The organism is Gluconacetobacter takamatsuzukensis (assembly GCF_014174275.1).
In the GTDB taxonomy this organism is placed as follows: Bacteria; Pseudomonadota; Alphaproteobacteria; order Acetobacterales; family Acetobacteraceae; genus Gluconacetobacter; species Gluconacetobacter takamatsuzukensis.
Genome location: NZ_JABEQK010000012.1, coordinates 1 through 24,025, shown reverse-complemented (window position 1 = coordinate 24,025; position 24,025 = coordinate 1). Strand labels below are relative to the sequence as shown.

Annotated in this window: 26 protein-coding genes, 1 tRNA gene and 1 pseudogene; 4 read left to right on the top strand and 24 right to left on the bottom strand. The window is 69.1% G+C overall.

The features are described from left to right. Positions 1-37: 37 nt before the first annotated feature. On the top strand, positions 38-2,116 hold the full coding sequence (locus tag HLH27_RS14200; protein ID WP_182950696.1) for a S9 family peptidase: 2,079 nt from the start codon (positions 38-40) through the stop codon (positions 2,114-2,116). Between the two features lie 17 nt (positions 2,117-2,133). Next, positions 2,134-3,306, top strand: a complete 1,173-nt coding sequence (locus tag HLH27_RS14195) for an AI-2E family transporter (protein ID WP_408870853.1) — start codon at positions 2,134-2,136, stop codon at positions 3,304-3,306. Between the two features lie 79 nt (positions 3,307-3,385). Here the strand turns inward: HLH27_RS14195 and HLH27_RS14190 are convergent. From HLH27_RS14190 to HLH27_RS14160, 7 genes are all read right to left on the bottom strand, one after another. Beyond that, positions 3,386-3,459: transfer RNA gene (locus tag HLH27_RS14190), tRNA-Pro, on the bottom strand. An 83-nt stretch (positions 3,460-3,542) separates the two neighbouring features. Beyond that, positions 3,543-4,277 (bottom strand): MerR family transcriptional regulator, encoded by a 735-nt coding sequence (locus HLH27_RS14185; protein WP_246375914.1) that lies wholly within the window; start codon positions 4,275-4,277, stop codon positions 3,543-3,545. Continuing rightward, complete coding sequence (locus HLH27_RS14180; protein ID WP_182950695.1) at positions 4,274-4,591, bottom strand: integration host factor subunit alpha; 318 nt, start codon at positions 4,589-4,591, stop codon at positions 4,274-4,276. Before HLH27_RS14180 ends, HLH27_RS14185 begins: the two co-directional genes overlap by 4 nt. A 238-nt stretch (positions 4,592-4,829) precedes the next feature. Next, entirely contained in the window at positions 4,830-5,798 is a 969-nt protein-coding gene (locus HLH27_RS14175; RefSeq protein WP_182950694.1) for a beta-ketoacyl-ACP synthase III, read from the bottom strand. A gap of 62 nt (positions 5,799-5,860) precedes the next feature. Continuing rightward, complete coding sequence (gene plsX, locus HLH27_RS14170) at positions 5,861-6,958, bottom strand: phosphate acyltransferase PlsX (RefSeq protein WP_182950693.1); 1,098 nt, start codon at positions 6,956-6,958, stop codon at positions 5,861-5,863. 121 nt (positions 6,959-7,079) lie between these two features. Next, the gene (gene rpmF, locus HLH27_RS14165; RefSeq protein ID WP_012554867.1) at positions 7,080-7,283 is read right to left on the bottom strand and encodes a 50S ribosomal protein L32; all 204 of its coding nucleotides are present in this window, start codon (positions 7,281-7,283) and stop codon (positions 7,080-7,082) included. Between the two features lie 139 nt (positions 7,284-7,422). Then, complete coding sequence (locus HLH27_RS14160) at positions 7,423-7,974, bottom strand: YceD family protein (RefSeq protein WP_182950692.1); 552 nt, start codon at positions 7,972-7,974, stop codon at positions 7,423-7,425. Positions 7,975-8,123: 149 nt separating this feature from the next. Here HLH27_RS14160 and HLH27_RS14155 point away from each other — a divergent pair, with 149 nt between their 5' ends. Continuing rightward, complete coding sequence (locus tag HLH27_RS14155) at positions 8,124-8,687, top strand: outer membrane protein assembly factor BamE (protein ID WP_182950691.1); 564 nt, start codon at positions 8,124-8,126, stop codon at positions 8,685-8,687. Positions 8,688-8,716: 29 nt separating this feature from the next. Here the strand turns inward: HLH27_RS14155 and HLH27_RS14150 are convergent, their stop codons facing one another. The 5 genes from HLH27_RS14150 to def all read right to left on the bottom strand — a co-directional run bounded on the left by HLH27_RS14150 (position 8,717) and on the right by def (position 12,666). Further along, complete coding sequence (locus HLH27_RS14150; protein ID WP_246375913.1) at positions 8,717-10,108, bottom strand: ATP-binding protein; 1,392 nt, start codon at positions 10,106-10,108, stop codon at positions 8,717-8,719. A 24-nt stretch (positions 10,109-10,132) separates the two neighbouring features. Further along, a complete protein-coding gene (locus tag HLH27_RS14145) occupies positions 10,133-10,867 on the bottom strand; it encodes a response regulator (protein ID WP_408870852.1) in 735 nt (244 codons plus the stop codon). Positions 10,868-10,940: 73 nt separating this feature from the next. After that, positions 10,941-11,480, bottom strand: coding sequence for a MarR family winged helix-turn-helix transcriptional regulator (locus HLH27_RS14140; protein WP_338029917.1), 540 nt, complete (start codon positions 11,478-11,480; stop codon positions 10,941-10,943). After that, positions 11,477-12,139 carry a ubiquinone biosynthesis protein COQ9 gene (locus HLH27_RS14135; RefSeq protein WP_182950690.1) on the bottom strand — a complete coding sequence of 221 codons (663 nt, stop codon included), beginning with the start codon at positions 12,137-12,139 and terminating at the stop codon, positions 11,477-11,479. Before HLH27_RS14135 ends, HLH27_RS14140 begins: the two co-directional genes overlap by 4 nt. Then, positions 12,136-12,666: a peptide deformylase gene (def, locus tag HLH27_RS14130; protein WP_182950689.1), complete on the bottom strand. Its 531-nt coding sequence runs from the start codon at positions 12,664-12,666 to the stop codon at positions 12,136-12,138. The genes HLH27_RS14135 and def overlap by 4 nt, the downstream gene beginning before the upstream one ends. Positions 12,667-12,920: 254 nt before the next feature. Between def and rpsU the strand changes: the two genes are divergently transcribed. Then, positions 12,921-13,124, top strand: coding sequence for a 30S ribosomal protein S21 (gene rpsU / locus HLH27_RS14125; RefSeq protein WP_010506446.1), 204 nt, complete (start codon positions 12,921-12,923; stop codon positions 13,122-13,124). Positions 13,125-13,211: 87 nt separating this feature from the next. Here rpsU and HLH27_RS14120 read toward each other — a convergent pair whose 3' ends face one another. From HLH27_RS14120 to HLH27_RS17120, 12 genes and pseudogenes are all read right to left on the bottom strand, one after another. Beyond that, positions 13,212-15,320 (bottom strand): prolyl oligopeptidase family serine peptidase, encoded by a 2,109-nt coding sequence (locus tag HLH27_RS14120; protein WP_182950688.1) that lies wholly within the window; start codon positions 15,318-15,320, stop codon positions 13,212-13,214. An 80-nt stretch (positions 15,321-15,400) separates the two neighbouring features. Continuing rightward, positions 15,401-16,513: a 3-isopropylmalate dehydrogenase gene (gene leuB, locus HLH27_RS14115; RefSeq protein ID WP_182950687.1), complete on the bottom strand. Its 1,113-nt coding sequence runs from the start codon at positions 16,511-16,513 to the stop codon at positions 15,401-15,403. Positions 16,514-16,554: 41 nt separating this feature from the next. Next, complete coding sequence (gene leuD / locus HLH27_RS14110; RefSeq protein ID WP_182950686.1) at positions 16,555-17,178, bottom strand: 3-isopropylmalate dehydratase small subunit; 624 nt, start codon at positions 17,176-17,178, stop codon at positions 16,555-16,557. Positions 17,179-17,181: 3 nt separating this feature from the next. Further along, on the bottom strand, positions 17,182-18,585 hold the full coding sequence (gene leuC / locus HLH27_RS14105; protein ID WP_182950685.1) for a 3-isopropylmalate dehydratase large subunit: 1,404 nt from the start codon (positions 18,583-18,585) through the stop codon (positions 17,182-17,184). 156 nt (positions 18,586-18,741) lie between these two features. Then, positions 18,742-19,122, bottom strand: coding sequence for a 50S ribosomal protein L19 (rplS, locus tag HLH27_RS14100; protein ID WP_182950684.1), 381 nt, complete (start codon positions 19,120-19,122; stop codon positions 18,742-18,744). A gap of 30 nt (positions 19,123-19,152) precedes the next feature. Then, entirely contained in the window at positions 19,153-19,899 is a 747-nt protein-coding gene (trmD, locus tag HLH27_RS14095) for a tRNA (guanosine(37)-N1)-methyltransferase TrmD (protein WP_182950683.1), read from the bottom strand. Then, entirely contained in the window at positions 19,896-20,459 is a 564-nt protein-coding gene (gene rimM / locus HLH27_RS14090; protein ID WP_182950682.1) for a ribosome maturation factor RimM, read from the bottom strand. The genes trmD and rimM overlap by 4 nt, the downstream gene beginning before the upstream one ends. A 36-nt stretch (positions 20,460-20,495) precedes the next feature. After that, positions 20,496-20,846, bottom strand: a complete 351-nt coding sequence (gene rpsP, locus HLH27_RS14085; RefSeq protein WP_182950681.1) for a 30S ribosomal protein S16 — start codon at positions 20,844-20,846, stop codon at positions 20,496-20,498. Between the two features lie 67 nt (positions 20,847-20,913). Then, entirely contained in the window at positions 20,914-22,299 is a 1,386-nt protein-coding gene (gene ffh / locus HLH27_RS14080; protein ID WP_182950680.1) for a signal recognition particle protein, read from the bottom strand. Between the two features lie 190 nt (positions 22,300-22,489). Then, entirely contained in the window at positions 22,490-23,014 is a 525-nt protein-coding gene (locus HLH27_RS14075; protein ID WP_182950679.1) for a Spy/CpxP family protein refolding chaperone, read from the bottom strand. A gap of 163 nt (positions 23,015-23,177) precedes the next feature. Further along, the gene (gene phoU / locus HLH27_RS14070; protein ID WP_182950678.1) at positions 23,178-23,876 is read right to left on the bottom strand and encodes a phosphate signaling complex protein PhoU; all 699 of its coding nucleotides are present in this window, start codon (positions 23,874-23,876) and stop codon (positions 23,178-23,180) included. A gap of 28 nt (positions 23,877-23,904) precedes the next feature. Then, a pseudogene (locus HLH27_RS17120) lies at positions 23,905-24,025 on the bottom strand (phosphate ABC transporter ATP-binding protein); the annotation flags it as partial.

Sequence of the window (24,025 nt, the reverse complement as noted above, 5' to 3'; positions counted from 1 at the left end):
GTCCCGGCTTCGGGTCGGACAGCGATGGAGAGAGACGATGACCACCGCCCCGGTCGCCCGCAAGGAACCCCAGACCATCACCCAGCTCGGCCGCACGCGCGTCGACGAATATGGCTGGATGAAGGACGAGAACTGGCAGGCCGTCCTGCGCGACCCGACCGTGCTGCGCGCGGATATCGCCGCCCACCTGCGGGCCGAAAACGCCTATACCGCCGCCATCCTGGCCCCGACCGAGGCCTTGCAGGCCACCATCGTCGCCGAGATGCGCGGCCGCATCCGCGAGGACGAGACCTACCCCGCCCTGCCCCACGGCCCCTGGCGCTACTACATGCGCTACAACACGGGCGCCCAGCACCCCATCCACGCCCGCCACCCCGCCGGCCGGCCGGATCAGGAAACCATCCTGCTGGATGTCGAGCGCGCGGCGCAGGGCCACGATTATTTCGCCGTCGCCACCGCGACGCACAGCCCCGACCACCGCCTGTTCGCCCATGCGGAAGACAGCCAGGGCTCCGAAGTCTATCGCGTCATCGTCCGCGACATCGCCAGCGGTGCCGCGATCGGCCCGGCGATCGAAAATTGCAGCGGCAACTTCACCTTCTCGCCCGACGCGCAATACCTGTTCTGGACCTGGCGCGACGCCCACGGGCGCCCGACGCAGATCTTTCGCCGCCGCATCGGCACGGCGGATGACGTGCTGGTCTATCGGGAAGCCGATCCCGGCTTCTTCATCGGGGTCGAGGCCAGCCGCTCCGGCCGCTGGATCGTCATTTCCGCCAGCAACCAGGACACGTCGGAATCCTGGCTGGTCCCCGGCGCCCGCCCCGAGGCCGAGCCCGTCTGCGTCGCGCCGCGCCGCAACGGCGTGCTCTACACGCTCAGCCACTGGGGCGACCGGTTCGCGATCCTGACCAATGCCGACGGCGCGGTCGATTTCAAGCTGATGGAAACGCCCGACACCGCCCTGTCGCCGGAAAACTGGCGCGACCTGGTGCCGCACGAGCCGGGCCGCTACATCACCGACTGCGTCGCCTTCGCCGGCCATCTGGTCTGGCGCGAACGCCGCGACGCCAACACGGCCCTGGTGATCCGCCCCGCCGACGGGCCGGACCATGTGCTGTCGTCCGACGAGGACGCCTATGTCCTGTCCTTCTCGGGCTCCTACGAATACGAGACGACCGAGCTGCGCTATGTCTACCAGTCGCCGACCACGCCCCGGCAATGGTACGCCTACGACATGCACACGCGGATCCGCCACCTGGTGAAAAGCCAGGAGGTCCCGTCGGGCCACGACCCCGCGCGCTATCGCTGCTGGCGCCTGACCGCCCGCGCCGCCGACGGCACCGAGGTTCCAATCACCGTGCTGGGCCGGCACGACACCCCGCTGGACGGCTCCGCCCCGCTGCTGCTGTACGGCTACGGCGCCTACGGCCATACGATCGAGCCCACATTCTCGACCGGCGTGTTCAGCCTGGCGGACCGGGGCTGGTTCTACGCCATCGCCCATGTGCGCGGCGGGTCGGAGAAAGGCTGGAACTGGTTCCTGGGCGGGCGCGGGCGCCACAAGCCCAACAGCTTCACCGACTTCATCGCCTGCGCCGAACATCTGGTCGCCACCGGCTTTACCCGCGCGGGGCGGATCGTCGGCGACGGGCGGTCGGCCGGCGGCATGGTCATGGGGGCGATCGCCAACATGCGCCCCGACCTGTTCGCGGGCATCGTCGCGGTGGTGCCGTTCGTGGACGAGCTGAACACCATGTCCGACACCAGCCTGCCCCTGACGCCGCCCGAATGGCCCGAATGGGGTAACCCGCTGGAGGACCCGGACGCCTACGACCTGATCGCCGGCTACGCGGCCTACGAACAGGTCGCCCCGCGTCCCTACCCCACCATCCTCGCCATCGGCGGCCTGTCGGACCCGCGCGTGACCTATTGGGAACCGGCCAAATGGGTCGCCCGCCTGCGCGAGCATACGCTGTCCGACCGCCCCATCATGCTGCGCATCAATATGGAAGCCGGCCATGGCGGCGCCTCGGGCCGCTTCGACGCGTTGAAGGAGGCCGCCCTGATTCAGGCCTTCGCCATCTGGGCGGCGGATGGCACGAACCTGCCGTGACGCCCGAGCAAAGGATCATGATGACGGACCACGCCACCCCCGCGATCGTTCCCCCCATGGACCGCTCGCCGTTCCGCCAGATGCGCGAACGTCACAGGGTGCAGCGGATCGCCCGCGGCCTGCTGGCGACCTCCTTCGTGCTGCTGGGACTCTATACGGTCCGGGGGTTCCTGCCGTCGCTGATCTGGGGCGTCATCTTCGCCATCGCGGCCTGGCCGCCCTATGTCGCCGTCCGCGACCGCTGGAAGGTCCGGCCGGGCGGCATCCTGCTGCCGCTGCTGTTCACCACCGCGATCGCCCTGATCTTCCTGATCCCGATGGGCCTGTTCGCGCTGGAAGCGGGGCGCGAGGCCCAGGGCGTGCTGAGCTGGGCCGACATCGCCCGCCATACGGGCGTGCCCGTGCCGGGCTGGCTGCGCCGCCTGCCCGCCGGGGCCTCGGCCATCACCAGCTGGTGGCAGCAGCATCTCCAGGACCCGGACGACGTCTCGGAACTGCTGCGCTCGTTCAATGTCGGGCGCAGCGTGCGGATGACGCAGCAGGTCGGCACGCAGGTCTTCCATCGCGGCCTGCTGTTCGTCTTCACCATCCTCACCCTGTTCTTCCTGCTCAAGGACGGTGACACGGTCACGCGGCAATGCCTGGTGGTGTCGCGCCGGGCCTTCGGCAAGCGGGGCGAGACCATTGCCGAGCAGATCGTGGCCTCGATCCACGGCACGGTGGCGGGCCTGGTGCTGGTGGGCTTGGGCGAGGGCGCGCTGATGGGCGTCGCCTACCTGATCGCCGGCGCGCAGCATCCGTTCCTGTTCGGTGTCTTTACCGCCGTGGCGGCCATGATCCCGTTCTGCGCCGTCATCGCGGTCACGCTGGTCGCGCTGGCGCTGCTGGTGAAGGGCACGGTAATCGCCGCCCTGGTCATCTTCTGCCTGGGCATGGCCGTCATCTTCTTCGCCGACCATTTCGTCCGCCCCGCGCTGATCGGCGGATCGACCCAGATGCCCTTCCTGTGGGTGCTCATCAGCATTCTCGGCGGGGTGGAAAGCTGGAGCCTGCTGGGCCTGTTCATCGGCCCCGCCATCATGTCGGTCCTGCACCTGATCTGGCGCAACTGGACCCGCGACCGCCTGCAGGACCCTACGCGCATCGAGCGCGAGGATATCGACGACCTGCCGGACCCGAGCCTGGGCTGAACCGCCCGGGCCACGCCCACGCCTGTGCGACGATCGATTTCGGATTGTTCGAAAAGGGAGTTTGGTCGCAGACGGGATATCGGGCAGGCGGGATTCGAACCCACGACCCCCAGTCCCCCAGACTGATGCGCTACCAGGCTGCGCTACTGCCCGACCGTCTGCGACGACACGCCGTGTAGCAGCGTGCGCCGTGCTCTGCAACCCATGAGTGCCACCAATCCGGCACCAAATCCGGCTCAGACCGGAATCAGCCGCCTCAGGGCCTGCAATTCGACCAGAATCCCGCGCAGGCTGTCCTTCAGGATCAGGTTCTCGCGATGGATTCGTGCGATCTCCGAGGCGTCTGCACCCGTTTCCTCATCCGGAATCGCAGGAGCCGGCTCGGGCGATTCGGCCTCGACCATCACGACCGCGACCGATTCGACAACGCTTTCGACCACGATCCCGGTCTCGACCGGCTCGACCGGCTCGACCGGCTCGACCTGCTCGGCCGTCTCCGGCGCGGCATCGACCGCCGAAACCTCAACCGTGGGCTCCTCGGCCACAACGGGCGAATCGGGCAGGAAAGGCTCGGCGTCCTCCGCCACCTCGGCGGGGGTCGCGGCATAGGGTGCGCCGGCGTCGCCGCCCTCGCGCAGCATGCGCTGCACCCCCTTGATCGTATAGCCCTGCACATACAGCAGGTCGGAGATCCGTCGCAGCAATTCGATATCGTCGGGGCGGTAGTAGCGGCGGCCGCCGCCCCGCTTCAGCGGGCGGACCTGGCTGAACCGCGTCTCCCAGAAGCGCAGCACATGCTGCGGCACGTGCAGCTCGTCCGCGACCTCGCTGATGGTGCGGAACGCATGAGGCGCCTTCTTCAGGCGGCCGGCACCGGCGGCGTCGTCGAGCACATGGGGGTCGGCGCCCTCACCGGGTTCGGGCATGCCGGAATCCGGCCAGTCCCCCTGCCCCGCATTGAGCGTGTTCATTCACCCTCGTCCTCGATGCCCTCGACCTGGCGGCCATTGACGCGCGCCCGCAGAAGCTGGCTGGGGCGGAAGACCAGGACCGAACGCGGCAGGATCGGCACTTCGACGCCCGTCTTGGGGTTGCGGCCGGTCCGGCGGCCCTTCTGGCGGACGGAAAACGTCCCGAACCCGCTGATCTTGACGGTATTCCCGCCCTCAAGCTCTTTGGCGACGCGCTCGAGCACATGTTCGAGAAGGTCGGCAGACTCGTTTCGGGAGAGTCCGACCTGACTATAGATATGCTCTGCCAGACTGGCGCGGGTCACGGTGCTCATGCCGCAAAGCTATGGCATCCGACGACGACGCGTCAATTCAATGCGTTAAGCCATACTACTTTTTCACGCTCGGCGCCCGGGAAGCCACCCCGGAGAGCCCTCCCTCTCTGATTGGGGGACGGCGGAGGTTGGTCGGAAATGTGGGCTGGCGAGCGAGAGCGGCCCTATGGGGCCGTGAGCACCGGAGCGCAGGAAACGCGCGCCGGATCGCCGCCAGCGCGCATTTCCGGCCAACCGGCTAGATGCGGGCCAGGGCGGAGCCCCAGGTCAGGCCACCGCCCAGGGCTTCCATCAGCACCAGGTCGCCCTTGCGGATGCGGCCGTCGCGCACGGCCTCGTTCATCGCCAGCGGAATCGAGGCCGCCGAGGTGTTGGCATGCTTGTCGACCGTCACCACCACGCGCTCGGGCGGCAGTTCCAGCTTGCGGGCCACCGCTTCGATGATCCGCAGGTTGGCCTGGTGCGGCACCAGCCACGACACGTCGGCATAGCCCAGCCCGTTGGCCTGCAACACCTCGTCCACCGACGACGAAAGCTTGCCCACCGCGTGGCGGAACACGTCGCGCCCCTGCATGCGCAGGAAGCCCGACTGCTCGCGCAGCCCCACGGCCCCGTCGACATAGAGCAGGTCGCCCGTCGTGCCGTCCGAATGCAGGTGCGTGGACAGGATGCCGGCCGGCTGCCCGGCATCGCCGGCCTTCAGCAGCACGGCGCCCGCGCCGTCGCCGAACAGCACGCAGGTGCCGCGATCCGACCAGTCGAGAATGCGCGAATAGACTTCGCTGCCGATCACCAGCGCCGATTCCGTCTGGCCGCTGCGGATCAGCGAGTCGGCCACGGTCAGCGCATAGATGAAGCCCGAGCACGCCGCCGCGATATCGAAGCCAAAGCCGCCGCGCATGCCCAGTTCGGCCTGCACGCGGACGGCGGTGGCGGGAAAGGCCTGGTCCGGCGTGCTGGTCGCGACCACGATCGCGCCCACGTCGGCCGCCGCCATGCCGGCATAATCCAGCGCCCGGGTCGCGGCCGCCGCCGCCATGCTGACGGCATTGTCCCCCGGACCGGCAATATGCCGCTGGCCGATCCCGGTACGGGCCCGGATCCACTCGTCCGAAGTCTCGAGGCGAGCCGCCAGCTCGTCATTGGTCACGATCCGGTCCGGCAGATACCCGCCAAACCCGACCATCAGCGAACGTCTCGCCATCATTCCCATCATTCCAAGCCCGGCCTTCGCCCCCCGATGGAGACGCACCGCCCCAGCGGAGCGGGTCAGCTTACGGCTGCGACCGCCGGCTGTTCCTTTTCCACGCCCGGTCGCATGACGGACAGCGTCTCCAGTCGGGAGATCTGGTCCCTTATGCTTTCATTGAACCGGTGCGATACCATATCCATGGCAACATCCACCGCCGATGCAAAGCCTTCCGCATCGGTCCCGCCATGCGATTTGACCACGACACCGTTGAGGCCGACGAATACCGCGCCGTTATAACGCCGCGGGTCCAGCCATTCGCGCATGCGCTCCAGCCCCGGCCGCACCAGCAGGTAGCCCAGCTTGGCCAGCAGGCCGGAGCGGAAAACCTGGCGCAGCAGGACGAACGCCATCTTCAGCGCGCCCTCGCCGGTCTTGAGCGCGACATTGCCGGTAAATCCGTCCGTCACCACCACGTCGGTCGTGCCGGCGGTAATGTCGTGGCCTTCGACAAATCCATGGAACTGCGCGCCCAGCGAGCTCTTGCGCAGGATCTCGGCTGCCTGGCGCAGCTTCTCGTCGCCCTTCACTTCCTCGGACCCGACATTCAGCAGGCCGATGGTCGGCGCGGGCAGGCCCAGCACCGCCTTGGCGAAGGCTTCGCCCATCACCGCGAATTCGACGAGGTTGCGCGCGTCGCAGGCGACATTCGCGCCCAGGTCCAGCATCACGACATCGCCCTTCAGGGTCGGGCTGATGGCCGCCATGGCGGGGCGCGAGACGCCGGGAAGGGTCTTGATGACAATCTTGGCCAGCGCCAGCATGGCGCCGCTGTTGCCGGCCGATACCACGCCCAGGGCCTCGCCCTGCGCCACGGCATCCATCGCCAGCCGCATCGACGAATCCCGCACGCGCAGCGCGGCCGTCGGCTTCATGTCCATCGGGATGGCACTGCCGGCCGGGCGCACCGTGCAGATCGCGGCGGCCTTGGGATGGCGGGTCAGTGTCTCGGTCAGCCGACGCTCATCCCCGATCAGCAGGACCCGGGTGCCGGGGTGCCTGTCGGCAGCAATCGCCAGGCCGGCCACCACAACTTCCGGACCGCCGTCCCCCCCCATGCCGTCAACCGCCAGCGTGAAGGGCTCTGCCCCGGAAAAAGAGGAACCTGTCTCGCTCATGCCTGCCTTCTGCCGGGTGAACACCAAATTCGCAAGGCCGTCACGGAATCGTGTCGCAGAAAAGCATGGCCCGCCACCCGACGGGCCATGTCATCGCATCCGCGCGGCCATGCGCCGCGGGTCAGGCCCGGACGGCGGTCTTCAGCGTCTTGCCAGCCGCAACGACCTCGCGGCCGTCATAGTGGCCGCAATGGCTGCAGACATGGTGCGGGCGCTTCAGTTCGCCGCAATTCGCGCATTCGGCATGTGCCTGCACGCTCAGCGCCTCGTGGCTGCGGCGCATGCCGCGGCGGGACGGCGAGGTTTTTCTTTTGGGTACAGCCATGGGCCCGGGCCCCTCCGATCTGGGATCTTAACCGGGCCCGGCTGGAACCCGATCAGTTATCGATAATGAGGGGGCGCCTCTAGCAGGAAGAATGCGCGTTCGCAAGACATCTCTCTCCGCCCCGCCCCCGGCGCGCGCCTTATGTATCATCCCGGCGCAGCGCGGCCAAGCCGGCGAACGGCGACGGACGGCCCTCTTCCGGCTCTTCCGCCGCCTCGGGATTCGTCGGCGGCACGTCCACATGCCCGATCTCCTCGGGCAGCATGGCCCCCGGGCGGCGCGGATAGGGGTCCAGCGCCAGCGACAGTTCCTCGGCCGTCAGTTCGCCCAGGTCGATCGTGTCGTTCTCGTACGGGATCTCGTCCACCGCCTCGGGGTCCATCTCCTCGTCCTCGCGAAAGCGCTCGGCCGGCACCAGGCGGGCGAGGATGCCGACATTCAGCAGGCTCACGAACGGCTCGGCCGTCAGCACGCAGACCTGCTCCACCTCGGCCGTCATCTCGCCCTCGGCCAGCACCTCATCCCGCCGGCCCAGCGTCAGGCGGTAATGGCAGGACAGCGCATGAATGGCCGGCAGGCCGAACCGGCGCGCCAGGGCCGCGCGCTCGGCGGCATCGGCCTCGATATCCATCTCGCGACCCGCCGCACCGATTCGTCCAACCGCGAGCCTGCGGGAAAATTCCGTCTTCATCCTGTCCTGCTCCCGCCCGGCGGCGCCCCCGCAAATCCGCGCGCCTGATGCTGATAATGCTCCCTGTATGGCGATGAAGAATTGACTTCGCCACCCCAATCGGGCACCGGACGGAAGAGTTTTCCCCGGATCAGGACGCCCCCCAGGCCATGCGGTCATCTTCGGACACGACCATCCGCCCGATCGGGCGTCTTCTTCCCTGCGCGGTCGTGGGACTCGGCCTGCTGCTGTCGGGCTGCTCGGTCTTCTCGCCCCGGCCGGGGCAGCGCGGGTCGCTGATCGAACCCGACGATTACGCGCAGCTCAAGCCCGGCGTGAGCACCCGCGCCGAGGCGATGGACCTGCTGGGCTCGCCCACCACCCACGCCACGTTCGACGACAATACGTGGATCTACATCTCCATGCGCTCGGTGCCGGCGCCGCTGGACTTCCCGCATATCCGCTCGCAGGACGTGGTGGTGCTGAATTTCGACGACAAGGGCGTGCTGCGCAGCCTGCGCACCCTGGACAAGAGCAACGCCCGCCCCACCGACATGGCCCCCGGCGCCACGCCGACTCCGGGCACCAAGATCAATGTCCTGCAACAGATCCTGGGCAATGTCGGCCGCTACAACCCGCTGAGCAACATGAACAGCACGTTCGGCGGCAGCAGCGGGCCCATGAGCTCCAACAGCGGCCCGGGTCATGCCGGCGCAGGCAACACGCTGCCGTAAGGCTGCCTTCAGGAGGCCGTTCGCCCGCCCTATGCGGGCAGCACGATCCGGACCTGCAAGCCGCCGCGCCGGCTCTGCCGCAGCGCGATGTCGCCGCCATGGGCGCGCACGATATCGCGCGCGATGGTCAGGCCCAGCCCCGTCCCGCCATTCTGCCCGCTCTCGAACGGGCGAAAGACCGACTCCATGCGGTCGCGCGGGATGCCCGGCCCGTCATCGTCCACGCAGATCACCACGCCCCGCTCGTCCCGGCCGGCACTCAGCGCCACCCGCGCATCGTGCCGGCGCGCGTTCTGCAACAGATTGTCCAGCACGCGGCGGATCGCACCGGGCCGCAGCACGGCCTCGACCGGCTGCGGCACCGAGACGGACAGGATGCTCCCTCCCGCCCGGCGGAAAGCCGACGCGACCTCGTCCAGCATCTGGCCGACATCGACCGCCACCGGCGTCTCCGCCCCCTCGCCCCGCGCGAAGGACAGGTAGCTTTCGATCATGCCCTCCATTTCCGCCACGTCGGCGACCATGTCCGTCACCTCGGCATGGAATTGCGCGGCATCGATCGTGCCCTGCGGCGGGATCATCGCCAGCGACAGGCGCAGGCGGGTCAGCGGCGTGCGCAGGTCGTGCGACACGCCCGCCAGCACGGCCGTACGCTGCGCCACGAAGCGGAAGATCCGCTCCTGCATGCGGTTGAACGCGACCGCGGCCTTGCGCACCTCCTGCGCGCCCTCGGGGCAGATCGGCCCGATATCGCGCCCCAGGCCGAACAGCTCCGCCGCCCGCGCCAGGCGGCGGATCGCGCGGATCTGGTTGCGCATGAACAGGCTGGCGATCACGAACAGCAGCAGGGTGCTGCCCACCGCCCAGGCCACGAACAGCCAGATCGGCGCGACGGACAGCCGCTTGCGCGGCGTGCGGACATCCAGCACCCCGTCCGGCATCTGGATATGGATATGCACGGTCTGCGGATCGTCGATCCAGTCGACATGGTACGGGCGGCCGATCGAATTGTTCAGCGCATCCGCCAGATCGTCGTCCATCGGGCCCAGGACATGGGTCGAACCGGTACGCGACAGATGCTGCCCCGGCTCCCAATCCATATCCAGCTGGGTCCGCGCCCGCACCTGGTTCATGATCCAGGCCCGGTCCTCGGGCGACTCGTAGCGTTTCAGCAGGTCGAGCGTCAGGACGATATCGGCCGAGACGCTGCCCGACATGCGGCGCGACACGACCTTGAGGTAATTGCCGTAGAACAGCTCCAGCGAAATGCCCTGCGTGACCAGCAGCGGAATCAGCACGATCAGCAGCATCCGCCCCAGCAGCGAGCGCGGCAGGACCCGGCGCACCGGCCGGTCCATCCGGCGATAGAACCCCGCCATGCCGCGCCGCCTGGCCGCGCCCGGCCCCTTACCCACCGCCATGGACGGCCTCCTTCCCGCCTGCCGTCACATGCCCGGCTTCAGCACATATCCCTTGCCCCGCACGGTCTGGAGAAAGCGCGGCTCACGCGGGTCGGGCTCGATCCGGCGGCGCAGGCGCGTCACCTGCACATCCACCGCGCGCTCACCGATTTCCTCCATGTCCAGCAGGCGGGCGATCTCGTCGCGGGCCAGGATCTCGTTGGGCCGGCGCGCCAGGGCGCTCAGCAGCGCGACCTCGCCGCCCGTCAGGTGGACACTGCCCTCGGCACCCGACAGCAGGCCCCGCGCCGGGTCGAATTCCAGCCCGCCCAGCCGCACCACCCGCAGATTGTCCGACGGCATGGGCGGGGCGAAACGCCGCAGATGCGCCTTCAGCCGCAGCAGCAGCTCGCGGGGCTCGAAGGGCTTGCCCAGATAATCGTCGGCGCCCGCCTCCAGGCCCGTGATCCGGTCCTCGGGCTCGCCGCGCGCCGTCAGCAGCACGATCGGCAGGTCCTGCCCCTCCTGCCGCAGGGCACGGGTCAGCGCCAGCCCGTTCTCGCCCGGCATGGTCACGTCCAGCACCATGGCGTCGGGCTGCATGAAGCCCAGAACCTGCCGCGCCTCGGCGGCCGACGACGCCGCGCTGATGCGGAATCCATGCTCGGTCAGATAGCGTTGCAGCAGCCGCCGCAGGCGCGGATCGTCATCCACCACCAGAATGTGCGCGCCCGCCACCGATCCGTCGCGCACACCGTTCTGCCCCTCGAGTACCATCATCATCCGTCCCGACCCACAGACTGTTTCGAAAGCGCCGCCGCCCCCGGCCTGACGACGCTTTTGAAACAGCCTCTCATGCGCAGCCACGATGCGCCCGTTCCGCCGCCGTGGCCACGTCATCGAGCACACGGCGCGTCCGGTCGTCCATCAGCCCCTGCACGACCCGGCGAAACCCGTCGATCGCGGCCGCACCGACATCGCGATACACGCCCATCAGCTTCTCCCGTTGCAGGTCGAAGAGCTGCCGCTCCACCGCCGCCCCGCTCTCGGTCAGCGACAGCAGGCGCAGCCGGCGGTCGCGCCGCCCCACTTCCTGCACCACATAGCCCCGGTCCTGCAGATCGGTCAGCGCGCGCCCCAGACTCTGCTTGGTGATGCCCAGCAACTCGATCAGCGCGCCGACGGCGATGCCGGGGTGATGGCCCACCAGTTGCAATATCCGGTGATGGGCGCGCCCCAGGCCCAACGCCTCCAGCACCGGATCGACCACCCCGCCGAAATCCCGCCAGGCCAGCATCATCAGCTCCTGCGCCTGGCGCATCTCCTCCTCGCGCAGGAACAGCAGGCCGGCCCCGGCGCCATGCCGCCGGCCCGGCGCCTTCTGGTCGCTCACGCGGCCTGGGCCCGTCCGGGCCGCAGCCGCGCCAGCAGCGCCTGCTTCGCCCGGCCCAGCCGCACGACCCCGGCGAGTCGCCGGTCCAGGAATTCCGCCACCGCCTCGCTGTCGTCCCCCCGCGCCAGCCAGAACAGCAGCACCTGGGCGTAGATCGCCCCCAGGCTCATCCGCTTGGTCTGCCGGGTGATCCCGGTCGCATGGTCCCCCGCCGCTTCCCAGATCGCATCCACCGTCCGCGCCATGACCCGGGCCAGCAGGGCCGCATGCCCGGGCGCGAGCAGCACGGCCAGCGCCCGGCGCACCGCGTCGCGATCGGGCGTGACGGCCCCCAGCCGCAGCAGGATCACCGCGCGCACACGCCGCCCCAGCCGCGGCTCGTCCAGCCCGCGCGCGGCGTCGATCATGATCCGGTCGGCCAGGTCGAACCAGGCCTCGACCAGTTCGGCGGACCCGCCGGGAAACAGCAGGTCGGCGTCCGGGCCGGCGACCGCGCGCAGGACATCCGGCCCCCATCCGCGCTCCCCCGCCACGGCGCCCAGCCGGCACACCGCTTCGTCGCGCGCCAGGCTGCGTTCCGGCCGCCCCACCTGTCCGCACGCCAGCGCACACCCCGCCAGCCGGCCCGCCAGCCCCGCGAAAGCCCCGATTCCGTTCATGCCCGCACCCCGTAACGCCCGATTTCCTCGTCGAATCCCATCTGGCCCAGATCCTTCATCCGCATCGGGTAGAGAATGCCGTCCAGGTGATCGTATTCATGTTGCAACACGTTCGCCAGGAAACCCGCCGCCACGCCCTGCACCGGCTGCCCGGCGCGGTCCAGCCCCGAATAGGCAACCCGCACATGGCGCGGCACCATGCCCCGCAGGCCGGGGATCGACAGGCAGCCTTCCGGCCGCAGCGCCATCTCGTCGCCCACCGGCCGCACGATCGGGTTGATCAGCACGCTGGCCTCGCGCGGCGGATCGTCCTCGCCCGCGCTACGTTCGGCGGGCACGCGATAGACGAACAGCCGCAGCGGGACATGGACCTGCGGCGCCGCCAGCCCGGCGCCGCGCGCGTCCTCCATCGTCTCGATCATGTCGTCGATCAGCCGGCCGATCTCGGGCGCAGCGGGATCGGGTACGTCATCCGCGCGGCGCAGCAGCACGGGATGGCCCATCCGGGCAATCTTGAGCAAGGTCACGGTCTGTCCTTCGTCCTGCCGGGCCGCGCGGCCCCCAAATCGTCCACCCACGCGCCTGGCGCGCGGCGGGCCTGTAAAATAGTCCGCCCAAAGCCGGCAGGAAACGGGCGGAATGATTTGTATTTCGCGCAAGGCCCATGTTATAGCTCCGCGCCATTCGGGAATCGCATTCAGGGCCGGGCCTTGGGCGTTACCCCATCCTACGGTTTTCGTGGTTAACCCCAAGGCAGCCACAAACAGGAGTTAGCGACCAAGTGCAGGTTCTCGTTCGCGACAATAATGTCGACCAGGCTCTCAAGGCACTCAAGAAGAAGATGCAGCGTGAAGGCATCTTCCGCGAGATGAAGCTGCGTCGTCACTACGAAAAGCCCTCCGAGCGCAAGGCGCGCGAGGCTGCCGAGGCCGTGCGCCGCGCCCGCAAGATGGAGCGCAAGCGCCTGGAGCGCGAAGGGTTCTGATCCGCCACCTGGCATCGATTCCATGAAAAAGCCGGCCTCCTTCGGGGGGCCGGCTTTTTTCATGCCCGGATGCCCGGTGCCGCATCCTCAGCGGCCCGGGTTCATCAGGCGGCTCAGATACACCGCCTCCAACGCGCGCTCGCGCGCGACCTCGTTCGCATTCACCGTGCCGGAATGGCCGCCCTCGGTATCCTCGTAATACAGGTACGGCACGCCCAGCGCCTGCAACCGCGCCGCGAACAGCCGCGCATGCACCGGCCCCACCCGGTCGTCGAGGGTCGAGGTGAAGATGAACGGCTCGGGGTAATACACACCGGGCCGCAGCGCCCGCAGCGGCGAGATCCGCTCCAGGAACGCCCGCTGCGCCGGCACCCCCATGCTGCCATACTCCCCGGCCCAGGATGCCCCGGCGGCCATGGTCTCGAAATGCTCCATGTCCAGCAGCGGCACGCCGACGATCACCGCCCCCCACAGATCGGGGTGCTGGGTCAATTCCACCCCCATCAGCAGCCCGCCATTCGAGCGCCCGCGAATCCCCAGATGGGGCGGCACGGTAATCTTCCGGGCGATCAGGTCCCGCGCCACGGCGGCGAAATCGTCGAAGACATGCTGGCGGCCGGCCATCCGCCCGGCCTCGTGCCATGCCGGCCCGAACTCGCCGCCGCCCCGGATATTGGCCACTACATAGACCCCGCCCCGATCCAGCCACAGCCGGCCCGCCACCGGGTCGTAATCCGGCAGGGAGGAAAGCTGGAACCCGCCATAGGCCGTCAGCAGGGTCGGGTTGCTGCCATCGGGCCGCATATCCGCCCGATGGACGATGAAATAGGGAATCCGCGTCCCGTCGGTCGAGGTCGCCCATTCCTGCCCGACCACCAGCCCCGCCGCATCGAACTGGGGCGGCAGTTCCATGATCTTGCGCGCGCTGCCGTTGCTGCTGTCGGCCAGCCAGAGCTGCTGGGGCGTCAGAAAGCCCGAGACCGAGAGGAACGCCCGCCCCGAGCGGCGGTCGGCGTCCACGACATGGACCGACATCATGTCGGGCAGCGCCAGCCGCGCGCCGTGCCAGTCCCCGGCCGCATCGGGCCGGAAGACCCAGCCCTGCCCGCGCACCGAGTCGAGCACCGTCATCACCACGCCCGTCCCCGTCACCGCGACCTCGTCGACCGCCTGACGCGCGCCGGGGGTGAACAGGACCCGCACCTTCTGCCGCCCGTCCGGATCGACGGCGACGACGCTGCCGGCCGCGACCTGCACGCCGCCCGACGACCAGTCCTGGTTGGCCGACAGGATCAGCCGCCCGGCCAGCAGGCCGTGCAGGTCCATGCGCGCCGGCAGGTCCAGCACCCGCGTGCCCCCGCCCGTCACCAGGCTGTAGCGATCCTCGAAGAAGGTCACGGCGCGGCGGATCAGCACCAGCCGGTGCCCCGCGCCGTCGGCCAGCGCCACGGGGGCCACCGACACGTCGTCACGCTGACCGCGCATGATTTCCACGGCCTGGTCCAGCGCCTGCCCCCGGCGCAGGCGGCGCACCACGAACGGATAGCCCGAACGGGTCATCGCCCCGCCCGCGACCCCGGCCGGCCCCTCGCCCCAGTCGCGCGCCACCAGCAGCGTGTCCCGGTCCTCCCACGCCACATCCTGCTTGGAACGGGGCAGCAGGAACCCGTCGGGCACGAACCCGCCGGACAGAGGCGCGAATTCCCGCAGGGTCGTCGCGTCCTCGCCCCCTTCCGAAAGCTGGATCAGGCAGGGCGAATCGTCGGGCGCCAGGCAGTCCGCGCCCTGGAATACCCAGTCGCGATGCTCGCGCCGGGCCAGATCGTCGACATCCAGCCGCGTGGTCCATGCCGGCTGTCCGGCCAAAAACGCCTCCGGCGCGGCCTCGCGCCAGATCCCGCGCGGATGGGCCGCGTCCTGCCACAGGTTGAAGATCGCCCCGCCGAGGAATTCCGGCACCGGAATGCGGTGCGAATCCTGCCGGATGCGCAGCACGGACTCATGGAAGCCGCGATAGCGGGGATCGGCCTCCAGCGCCGCGAAGGTTCGCCGGTTCTGCCGGTCCACCCATGACAGGGCGGCCTTGCCGTGCACCTGGGACAGGGCATCGGGCGGCGGCACTGAGGATGACGAGGCGACAGCCGGCCCGGCGGCCAGCATCGCGACTCCAGCGATAACGATTCGAAACGAGCGCATGACCCGAAGCATTCCAGATGCTTCGGGTCATGGGAAGCCCGGCGCCGCCCCCCGGGAACCGGAGCGGTCGCCGGAACGACTTAGCCGTTCAGCTTGTCGAGTTCGCGCACCACGGCCTCGCCCATCACCGACGTGCCGACCTGGGCCATGCCCGGGCTCATGATGTCGGCGGTGCGCAGCCCGCTGGCCAGCACGTTGGCCACCGCCTGCTCGATCAGCGCGGCCTCTTCCTCCATGCCGAAGGAATAGCGCAGCAGCATCGCGAACGAGAGGATCTGCGCCAGCGGATTGGCGATTCCCTTGCCGGCGATGTCGGGCGCGCTGCCATGGATCGGCTCGTACAGCGCCGGGCGCCGCCCCTCGGCATCCACCGCCCCCAGCGTGGCCGAGGGCAGCATGCCCAGGCTGCCGGTCAGCATCGATGCCAGGTCGGACAGTAGGTCGCCGAACAGGTTGCCGGTCACGATCACGTCGAACTGGCGCGGATTGCGCACCAGCTGCATCGCGCAATTGTCGGCCAGCATGTGGGTCAGTTCCACATCGGCATATTCGCGGGCATGCAGCTCGGTCACGACCTGCTTCCACAGAAGGCCGCTTTCCATCACGTTGCATTTCTCGACCGAGCAGACGCGGTTGCCGCGCTGACGCGCCAGGTCGAAGGCCACCCGCGCCACGCGCTCGATCTCGGGCGTGGTGTAGATTTCGGTATTGATGCCGCGCTTCGTGCCGTCCGGCAGCGTCTCGATGCCGCGCGGGGTGCCGAAATAGATGCCGCCCACCGATTCGCGCACGATCATGATGTCCAGCCCGGCCACCACTTCGGGCTTCAGCGTGCTGGCCTCGGCCAGCGCGTCGAATACCTTGGCGGGGCGCAGGTTGGCGAACAGCCCCAGCTCCTGCCGCAGCTTCAGGATCGCGACCTCGGGCCGCAGGTCGAAACCGACCGACGCCCATTTCGGATCGCCGACCGAACCGAACAGCACCGCATCCGCCGCGCGCGCCGCCACGATCACCTCGTCACGGATCGGCACGCCATGCACCGCCAGCGACGCACCGCCGACCAGGTCCTCGGAAATATCGAAGGCAATGCCGCGCGCCCGGCCCATCCACGCCACGACGCGCGCGACCTCGTTCATCACCTCGGGGCCGATCCCGTCGCCGGGCAGGACAAGGAGCTTCTTGGTAACGGTCATTTCTCGTTTTCCTGTGGTGACAAAGAGGCGGCGCGTGAACGTCAGTCGATCACGATCCGGGTCTGCCAGGGCTGGGCCTGGCCGCGCGCGGCCTCGAACGTGCTGATCGCGCCCTCGTGCTGCATGGTCTGGCCGATATCGTCCAGCCCCTCCAGCAGAAGATGCTTGCGCAGCGGATCGATCTCGAACCCGATCTCCTCGCCGTCGGGGCGCACGACCACCTGGCGCTCCAGGTCGATCGTCAGCCGGCCGTTGGCGCCCAGCCGCGCATCGTCCATCAGCGCATCGCAGATCTCGCGCGGCAGGCGGATCGGCAGGATGCCGTTCTTGAAACAGTTGTTGAAGAAGATATCGGCGAAGGACGGCGCGATCACGCAGCGGATACCGAAATCCAGCAGCGCCCAGGGCGCGTGCTCGCGCGACGAGCCACAGCCCAGATTGTCATGGGTGATCAGGATGCCCGCCTTGCGATAGGGCTCCCGGTTCAGCACGAAATCCGGCTTTTCCGACCCGTCGGGATTGTAGCGCATGCCGTCGAAGGCATGCACGCCCAGGCCGGACCGCTTGGTGGTCTTGAGGAACCGCGCCGGGATGATCTTGTCGGTGTCGACATTCGCCTCGGGCAGCGGGGCCGCGATGGCGGTCAGGACGGTAAATTTCTCCATGGCTCAGATCAGCTCCCGCACGTCCGTCAGATGTCCCGTCACCGCCGCCGCCGCCGCCATCGCGGGCGAGAGCAGGTGCGTGCGCCCGCCCGGCCCCTGCCGCCCTTCGAAATTGCGGTTGGAGGTCGAGGCACAGCGCTGCCCCGGCGTCAGCCGGTCGGGGTTCATGCCCAGGCACATCGAGCACCCGGCCTCGCGCCATTCGAAACCGGCACCCAGAAAGACCTGGTCCAGCCCCTCGCGCTCGGCCTGCGCCTTCACGATGCCCGAGCCGGGCACCACCATGGCGCGCACGCCCGGCGCCACATGCCGCCCCGCCACGATGGCCGCCGCCGCGCGCAGATCCTCGATCCGGCTGTTGGTGCAGGAGCCGATGAACACGACATCGACCGGCACGCCGGCAATCTTCTGCCCGGCTTCCAGCCCCATATAATCGAGCATGCGCTGCATCTGCGCGCGCTTGGCCTCGTCGCCCTCGGCCGCCGGGTCGGGCACGGTGCCGGATACCGGGATCACCGTCTCGGGGCTGGTGCCCCAGGTCAGGACCGGCGGAATATCCTCGGCCCGCAGTTCCACGACCTTGTCGTACTGCGCGCCCTCGTCGGCCACCAGCGTCTTCCAGTAGGCCACCGCCTGCTCGAACGCCTCGCCCTGCGGGGCGAAGGGCCGGCCGCGCACATATTCGAACGTCGTCTCGTCCGGCGCCACCAGGCCGGCGCGCGCACCCGCCTCGATCGACATGTTGCAGATCGTCATCCGCCCGGCCATGTCCAGGCCGCGAATGGTCGACCCTGCGAATTCGATGACGTAGCCGGTGCCGCCGGCGGTGCCGATGGTGCCGATGATCGCCAGCATCACGTCCTTGGCGGTCACTCCCGCGCCCAGCGTGCCCTCGACCACCACCTTCATGTTGCGGGCGGGCTTCTGCAGCAGGGTCTGGGTCGCCATCACATGCTCGACCTCGGACGTGCCGATGCCGAATGCCAGCGCGCCCAGCGCGCCGTGGGTGGAGGTATGGCTGTCGCCGCAGACGATGGTCATGCCGGGCAGCGAAATCCCCTGCTCCGGCCCCACCACATGCACGATGCCCTGCCGCTCCGACAGCAGCGGGAAATAGGGCACGCCGAATTCCCGGACATTGCGCTCCAGCGTCTCGATCTGGTTGCGGCTTTCCGGCTCCTCGATCGGCAGGGTACGGTCCGAGGTCGGCACGTTATGGTCCACCACCGCGATGGTCGCATCGGGCCGGCGCAGGCGGCGGCCGCTGATGCGCAGCCCCTCGAACGCCTGGGGGCTCGTGACCTCATGCACGAGGTGACGGTCTATATAGAGAATGGCCGTGCCGTCCTCGAGCCGTTCCACGACGTGACTGTCCCAGATCTTGTCGAACAGCGTGCGTGCGGCCATCGGTCTTTCCCCCTTCGGAACGGCATGGCGGGGAACGGCCCCGCCGCCCGCGCGGGTCGCGCAGGCGGCGAGGGAACGAACCCGTAAATCAGGACGATGCGCCGCCCCGCCGGCCAGGGCGGTGGGCGGCGCGACGCATCGCGTATCGGACGGCGATCAGGCCTGGGCCGTCACCGTCTCGCGGGCGCGCTCGGCGATACGCGCCGACTTGCCGCGACGGCCGCGCAGGTAATACAGCTTCGCGCGACGGACGGCGCCGCGACGCACGACCTTGATCTCGGCGATCGTGGGGGCATAGAGCGGGAACACGCGCTCGACGCCCTCGCCGTTCGAGATCTTGCGAACGGTGAAGTTGCTGTTCAGCCCCTTGTTCGAACGGGCGATCACCACGCCTTCATAGGCCTGGACGCGCTTGCGCTCGCCTTCGACAACGCGGACCGACACGCGAACCGTGTCGCCGGGGCCGAATTCGGGGACCGCACGCTCGGCGGAGAGGCGGGCAATCTCACCGGCCTCGTACTGCTGGATAATGTTCATGATCGGGTTCCTCGTTTCAAAACAGTCTAGTCAGTGCAGCCGGTCGGGATCAGCCGCATGGCTGACCGGATCGGACGTGTCTTGGCCGGTGCGGCGCCGATACGCGGCCCAGAGATCGGGCCGGCGGATCTGGGTCGCCGTCTCGGATTCAGTCTGCCGCCAGCGTGCGATGGCGGCGTGATGACCGGACAGCAGGATGTCGGGGACATCGCGCCCCGCCCAGCTCGCCGGCTTGGTGTAATGCGGATATTCCAGCAGCCCGTCGGAGAAGCTTTCCTCCGTGCCGCTGGCGTCCGAGCCCATGACGCCGGGGATCAGCCGGACGCAGGAATCCAGCAGCACCAGCGCCGCCATCTCCCCGCCCGAGAGGACGTAATCGCCGATCGAGACCTGCTCGACGGCGCATTCCTCCAGCACCCGCTCGTCCACCCCCTCGTAGCGCCCGCACAGCACCACCACGCCAGGGCCGCCGGACAGGCGACGGACGTCGTCCTGGCGCAGCAGGCGTCCACGGGGCGTCGGGTAGATCACCGGGCGCCCGGCGGCCGACACGTCGCGCAGTGCCGCGGCCACGACATCCGGCCGCATGACCATGCCGGCCCCGCCGCCGAAAGGCGTGTCGTCCACCACCCGGTGCCGCCCCAGACCGTACGCGCGCAGGTCGCGGGGTTCGAGCGACCACAGCCCGTCCTCCAGCGCCCGTCCGGCCAGAGACTGGCCGAGCGGACCGGGGAACATGCCCGGAAACAGGGTCAGCACGGTCGCCTGCCAGGTCATGACGCCCCCCCGACGGCAGAGGAGGCATGCTCCCCTTCCGCCGACAGGTCGCCCTGCACCTCGACCTCGTCCGGCAGGACCGCTTCGATCCGGCCGGCGGCGATGTCGATCACCGGGAAACAGGCCTGGGTAAAGGCCAGGATCAGGGGCGCACGCCCCTCCCCACCGATCTCCAGGCTGACCCCGGCGCCGTAATCGTGGACGACCAGGACACGCCCCAGCACCCCGCCGCCCTGCTCGTGCACCGGCAGGCCGATCAGGTCGGCGAAGTAGAATTCGTCCTGATCGGGCTCGGGCAGGCTGGCACGCGGGATGTACAGGCGGCGGTTGACCAGCGCCTGGGCAGCCTCGCGCGAGGCCACGGCCTGGCCCGCCGCGTCGCGCAGTTCGGCAATGCCGTCACCGCGCCAGCGCAGGGTCCAGGCCTGTCCCCGGTCGTCGGTCAGCGTTCCGTAGGCCGTCAGGTCTTCCGGCACGGCGGCGTAGCTGTGCACGCGCACCAGCCCCCGCACGCCATGCGGCCGCCCCACCACACCCATCAGGATACGATCGCGATCCACCGGTTCAGCCCGCCTGTGTCCTCAATCCGCGCTGGTTCAGGCCACCGCGGCGGCAGCAGCGGCAGCAGCGGCGGCCCGCTCCTGCGCACGCTTCTTCGGCGCGGACTTCTTCGGCTGCTCGGTATAGACCGGCTTCGCGATCAGGCCGGCATTGCCCAGGAAGCGGGCGACGCGGTCGGTCGGCAGGGCGCCCTGCGACAGCCAGTGGGTGATGCGCTCGTTGACCAGGCGCACGCGCTCGGCGTGCTCGGACGGCAGCATCGGGTTGTAGGCGCCCACCTTCTCGATGAAGCGGCCGTCGCGGGGCGAACGGCTGTCGGCCACCACGATGTGGTAGTAGGGGCGCTTCTTCGCGCCGGCGCGGGCGAGGCGGATCTTCAGGCTCATTGAGGCAATTCTCCGAAATGAAAACGTGCGGAATGCAGAGAGGGTCGAAACGATCGGGTCGATCGCGTCAGCCGAACGGACGGCCGCCGGGCGGTTTCGGCCCCTTGGGCATGAGAGCGGACATTCCCTGGCGCATGAGACCTTTCATGCCCAGCTTGTTGATCCGCTTCATCATCGTGGACATGTCATCGAACTGCTTCAGCAGCCGGTTGACGTCCTGAACAGTGCTGCCCGACCCGGCGGCGATGCGCTTCTTGCGCGACGCCTTGATGATGGCGGGCGTCTTGCGCTCCGCCCGGGTCATGGACGAAATGATGGCCTGGTGGCGCTTCAGGACCGAGGTATCCAGGTCCTTGTCGCCCAGCGCCTGCTTGACCTTGCCCATGCCGGGCAGCATGTCGAGGATCCCCGACAGCGAGCCCATCTTGGCGATCTGGCGGATCTGCGCGGCATAGTCGTCCAGGTCGAACTTGCCCTGCATCATCTTGAGGGCGATCTTCTCGCTCTCTTCGTGATCCAGGGTGTCGGCGGCCTTCTCGACCAGGCCGGCGATGTCGCCCAGGCCCAGGATACGGCCGGCCACGCGCTCGGGATGGAACTCCTCCAGCGCGTCCAGCTTCTCGCCCGAACCGGTCAGCTTGATCGGCGCGCCGGTCACGGCGCGCATCGACAGCGCGGCGCCGCCACGGGCATCGCCGTCCATGCGGGTCATGACCACGCCGGTCACGCCCACGGCCTCGTTGAACGCGCGGGCGGTGTTGACGGCATCCTGGCCGGTCATCGCATCGACGACCAGCAGGGTTTCGGCCGGCGACGTCTCGGCGCGGATCTCCCGCACCTCGTTCATCAAGGCCTCGTCGATCGACAGGCGGCCGGCGGTGTCGAGGATGACGACGTCGAACCCTTCGCGCCGCCCGGTATCCATGGCCCGCCGCGCGATCTCGACCGGCGTCTGGCCGGGCACGATGGGCAGCGAGGGCACGCCGGCGCGCTCGGCAAGCTGCTGCAACTGCAACTGGGCGGCCGGGCGCTGGGTATCCAGGCTGGCCAGCAGCACCTTCTTGCGCTCGCGGGTCGCCAGCCGCAGGGCGATCTTGCCCGAGGTCGTGGTCTTGCCCGAACCCTGCAGGCCGACCATCAGGATCGGCACCGGCGGAACCGCGTTCAGGTTCAGCGGCACCGCGCCGGCACCGCCCAGGGCGTCGATCAGCGCGTCGTTGACGATCTTGGCGACGGCCTGGCCGGGCGAGATGCTGTCCAGCACCTCGTGCCCCACGGCGCGCTCGCGCACCTTGGTGACGAAATCCTTGACGACCGGCAGGGCCACGTCGGCGTCCAGCATCGCCAAGCGCACTTCACGCATCGCCTCGGCCACATCGGCCTCGGACAGCGCGCCGCGCTTGGCGAGGCCGTCGAACACACCGGAAAGCTTACCTGACAGCGCCTCGAACAAAGGACGTTCACCCCAAAAGATATCGCGCCACTGCGCGAACACTCGCGAGGCGGCGGTCCTGATTTCCGGGGCAGGCTTTACGCCCCTCCCCTCCCGCTGTCAACGATTCCGCTCCCCCGCGGAGTCGCACCCGCCCTGCGGGGCGGATGCACGCCGGGTCACCCCCGGCACGCATCCGCAGGCAGGCTGCTTATTGCGCGTCGTCGTCCTTGGGCGCGCCCTTGGCACCCTGGGGCGGCGGGGGCGGCGCCGTCAGCTCGTCCAGCTGGTCGCGCAGCGAACGGATCTTGTCCTCGCGCGCCTTCGCATCGGCCAACTGCTCCGGCGTCAGGATGTCATGGATCTTGACCGCCACGTCCAGCCGGCTGTCGACGGCGGCCTGGTGCAGGGCTTCGATCTGCTGGGTCAGCGAGGCCAGCTTCGCCCGATCGACCGGGCCCGGCGTCAGCAGCAGGTCCCTGATCTGCTCGTGCAGGGCGCCTTCCTGCTTCCAGTCCCCGCGCTTGTCCTTGCGCGCGGCCTGCAGGATCGCGTGGATCTGCTTGTGCTGCGCGGGCGTCAGCTTCAGCCCGGCCAGCACTTCCATGCCGCCGCGCGCGCCCCAGCCGCCATGCATGCCAGGCCCCGGCGGGGGCGGGGGCATATCGTGCGCCTGGGCCACGGTCGCCGACAGGCCCGCCATGACCGTCACCGCCAGGATCGTCTTCTTGAACATGTGTGAGCCTCTGTTTCCGTAACCGGCCCGGGTTCGCCCCGGGTCCAAACCATGAAATCTAACCATGGAGACCCGGTTCGAAATCAGGGCATTATGCTACGAAATGTAAGCATGGCGGCCTCCCCCTGCCGACATGCCTCAAAGGCGCCACCCGCTGGGCGCGTCAGCGGACCGATGCACCCCCGCGCGGCCGCTCCGTGGGCAGCATCTCGCCCGTCGCGGCGTAATAGACGCGCTCGGCGATATTGGTCGCGTGGTCGCCGATCCGCTCCAGGTTCTTGGCGATGAACAGCAAATGGGTGCAGGACCGGATGGTCCGCGGGTCCTCCATCATGTACGTCACCAGCTCGCGGAACATGGCGGTATACAGCTCGTCCACCGCCGCGTCAGACTGCCAGACCTCGACCGCGCGCGCGCTGTCGCGCTGGTCGAGCGCATCGATCGCCCGGCGCAGATTCTCCTGCACCAGCCGCCCCATGCTGCGCAGCGCCCCGGCCGGCACATCGGTCGGCACGGCATCGACCTTGAGCGCGCGCTTGGCGACGCTGGCCGCGCAGTCGCCGATTCGCTCCAGGTCGCCCGAAATCTTCATCGCCGCCACGATCTCGCGCAAATCGCCCGCCATCGGCGCGCGCAGCGCCAGCAGGCGGATCGCCAGCGTCTCGATATCGCGCTCCAGCTGGTCCACCTGCGGGTCGAGCGCCTGCGCCGCGCGGCCGGCCTCGGTATCGCCCTCGACGACGGCGGCGACCGCCTGCTCGGTCTGGCGCGTCACCAGCCGCCCCATCGCGACCATCATGTCGCGCAATTCCGCAAGCTGCTGCTCGTAGCGGCTGACGGTGTGCGCCTGTTCCTTGACCATGGCTGCCTCTCCCCCGTGCCCGCCGGCCTCAGCCGAACCGGCCGGTAATGTAATCCTGGGTCCGCCGCTCGCGCGGGGCGGTGAACATGCGGTCCGCACTGTCCACCTCGACCAGTTCGCCCATGTAGAAAAACGCCACCCGATCCGCG

Excerpts from the sequence above, each read along its gene's own strand:
- HLH27_RS14160 (WP_182950692.1), bottom strand. The coding sequence starts at position 7,974 with ATGAAGACGGAATTTTCCCGCAGGCTCGCGGTTGGACGAATCGGTGCG.
- HLH27_RS14075 (WP_182950679.1), bottom strand. The coding sequence starts at position 23,014 with ATGTTCAAGAAGACGATCCTGGCGGTGACGGTCATGGCGGGCCTGTCG.
- HLH27_RS14145 (WP_408870852.1), bottom strand. The coding sequence starts at position 10,867 with ATGATGGTACTCGAGGGGCAGAACGGTGTGCGCGACGGATCGGTGGCG.
- HLH27_RS14175 (WP_182950694.1), bottom strand. The coding sequence starts at position 5,798 with ATGATGGCGAGACGTTCGCTGATGGTCGGGTTTGGCGGGTATCTGCCG.
- HLH27_RS14180 (WP_182950695.1), bottom strand. The coding sequence starts at position 4,591 with ATGAGCACCGTGACCCGCGCCAGTCTGGCAGAGCATATCTATAGTCAG.
- HLH27_RS14185 (WP_246375914.1), bottom strand. The coding sequence starts at position 4,277 with ATGAACACGCTCAATGCGGGGCAGGGGGACTGGCCGGATTCCGGCATG.
- HLH27_RS14120 (WP_182950688.1), bottom strand. The coding sequence starts at position 15,320 with ATGCGCTCGTTTCGAATCGTTATCGCTGGAGTCGCGATGCTGGCCGCC.
- trmD (WP_182950683.1), bottom strand. The coding sequence starts at position 19,899 with ATGACCTGGCAGGCGACCGTGCTGACCCTGTTTCCGGGCATGTTCCCC.
- phoU (WP_182950678.1), bottom strand. The coding sequence starts at position 23,876 with ATGGTCAAGGAACAGGCGCACACCGTCAGCCGCTACGAGCAGCAGCTT.
- leuD (WP_182950686.1), bottom strand. The coding sequence starts at position 17,178 with ATGGAGAAATTTACCGTCCTGACCGCCATCGCGGCCCCGCTGCCCGAG.
- HLH27_RS14150 (WP_246375913.1), bottom strand. The coding sequence starts at position 10,108 with ATGGCGGTGGGTAAGGGGCCGGGCGCGGCCAGGCGGCGCGGCATGGCG.
- plsX (WP_182950693.1), bottom strand. The coding sequence starts at position 6,958 with ATGAGCGAGACAGGTTCCTCTTTTTCCGGGGCAGAGCCCTTCACGCTG.
- rpmF (WP_012554867.1), bottom strand. The coding sequence starts at position 7,283 with ATGGCTGTACCCAAAAGAAAAACCTCGCCGTCCCGCCGCGGCATGCGC.
- HLH27_RS14195 (WP_408870853.1), top strand. The coding sequence starts at position 2,134 with ATGATGACGGACCACGCCACCCCCGCGATCGTTCCCCCCATGGACCGC.
- leuB (WP_182950687.1), bottom strand. The coding sequence starts at position 16,513 with ATGACCGTTACCAAGAAGCTCCTTGTCCTGCCCGGCGACGGGATCGGC.
- leuC (WP_182950685.1), bottom strand. The coding sequence starts at position 18,585 with ATGGCCGCACGCACGCTGTTCGACAAGATCTGGGACAGTCACGTCGTG.
- HLH27_RS14200 (WP_182950696.1), top strand. The coding sequence starts at position 38 with ATGACCACCGCCCCGGTCGCCCGCAAGGAACCCCAGACCATCACCCAG.
- HLH27_RS14135 (WP_182950690.1), bottom strand. The coding sequence starts at position 12,139 with ATGAACGGAATCGGGGCTTTCGCGGGGCTGGCGGGCCGGCTGGCGGGG.
- HLH27_RS14155 (WP_182950691.1), top strand. The coding sequence starts at position 8,124 with ATGCGGTCATCTTCGGACACGACCATCCGCCCGATCGGGCGTCTTCTT.
- rpsP (WP_182950681.1), bottom strand. The coding sequence starts at position 20,846 with ATGAGCCTGAAGATCCGCCTCGCCCGCGCCGGCGCGAAGAAGCGCCCC.
- rplS (WP_182950684.1), bottom strand. The coding sequence starts at position 19,122 with ATGAACATTATCCAGCAGTACGAGGCCGGTGAGATTGCCCGCCTCTCC.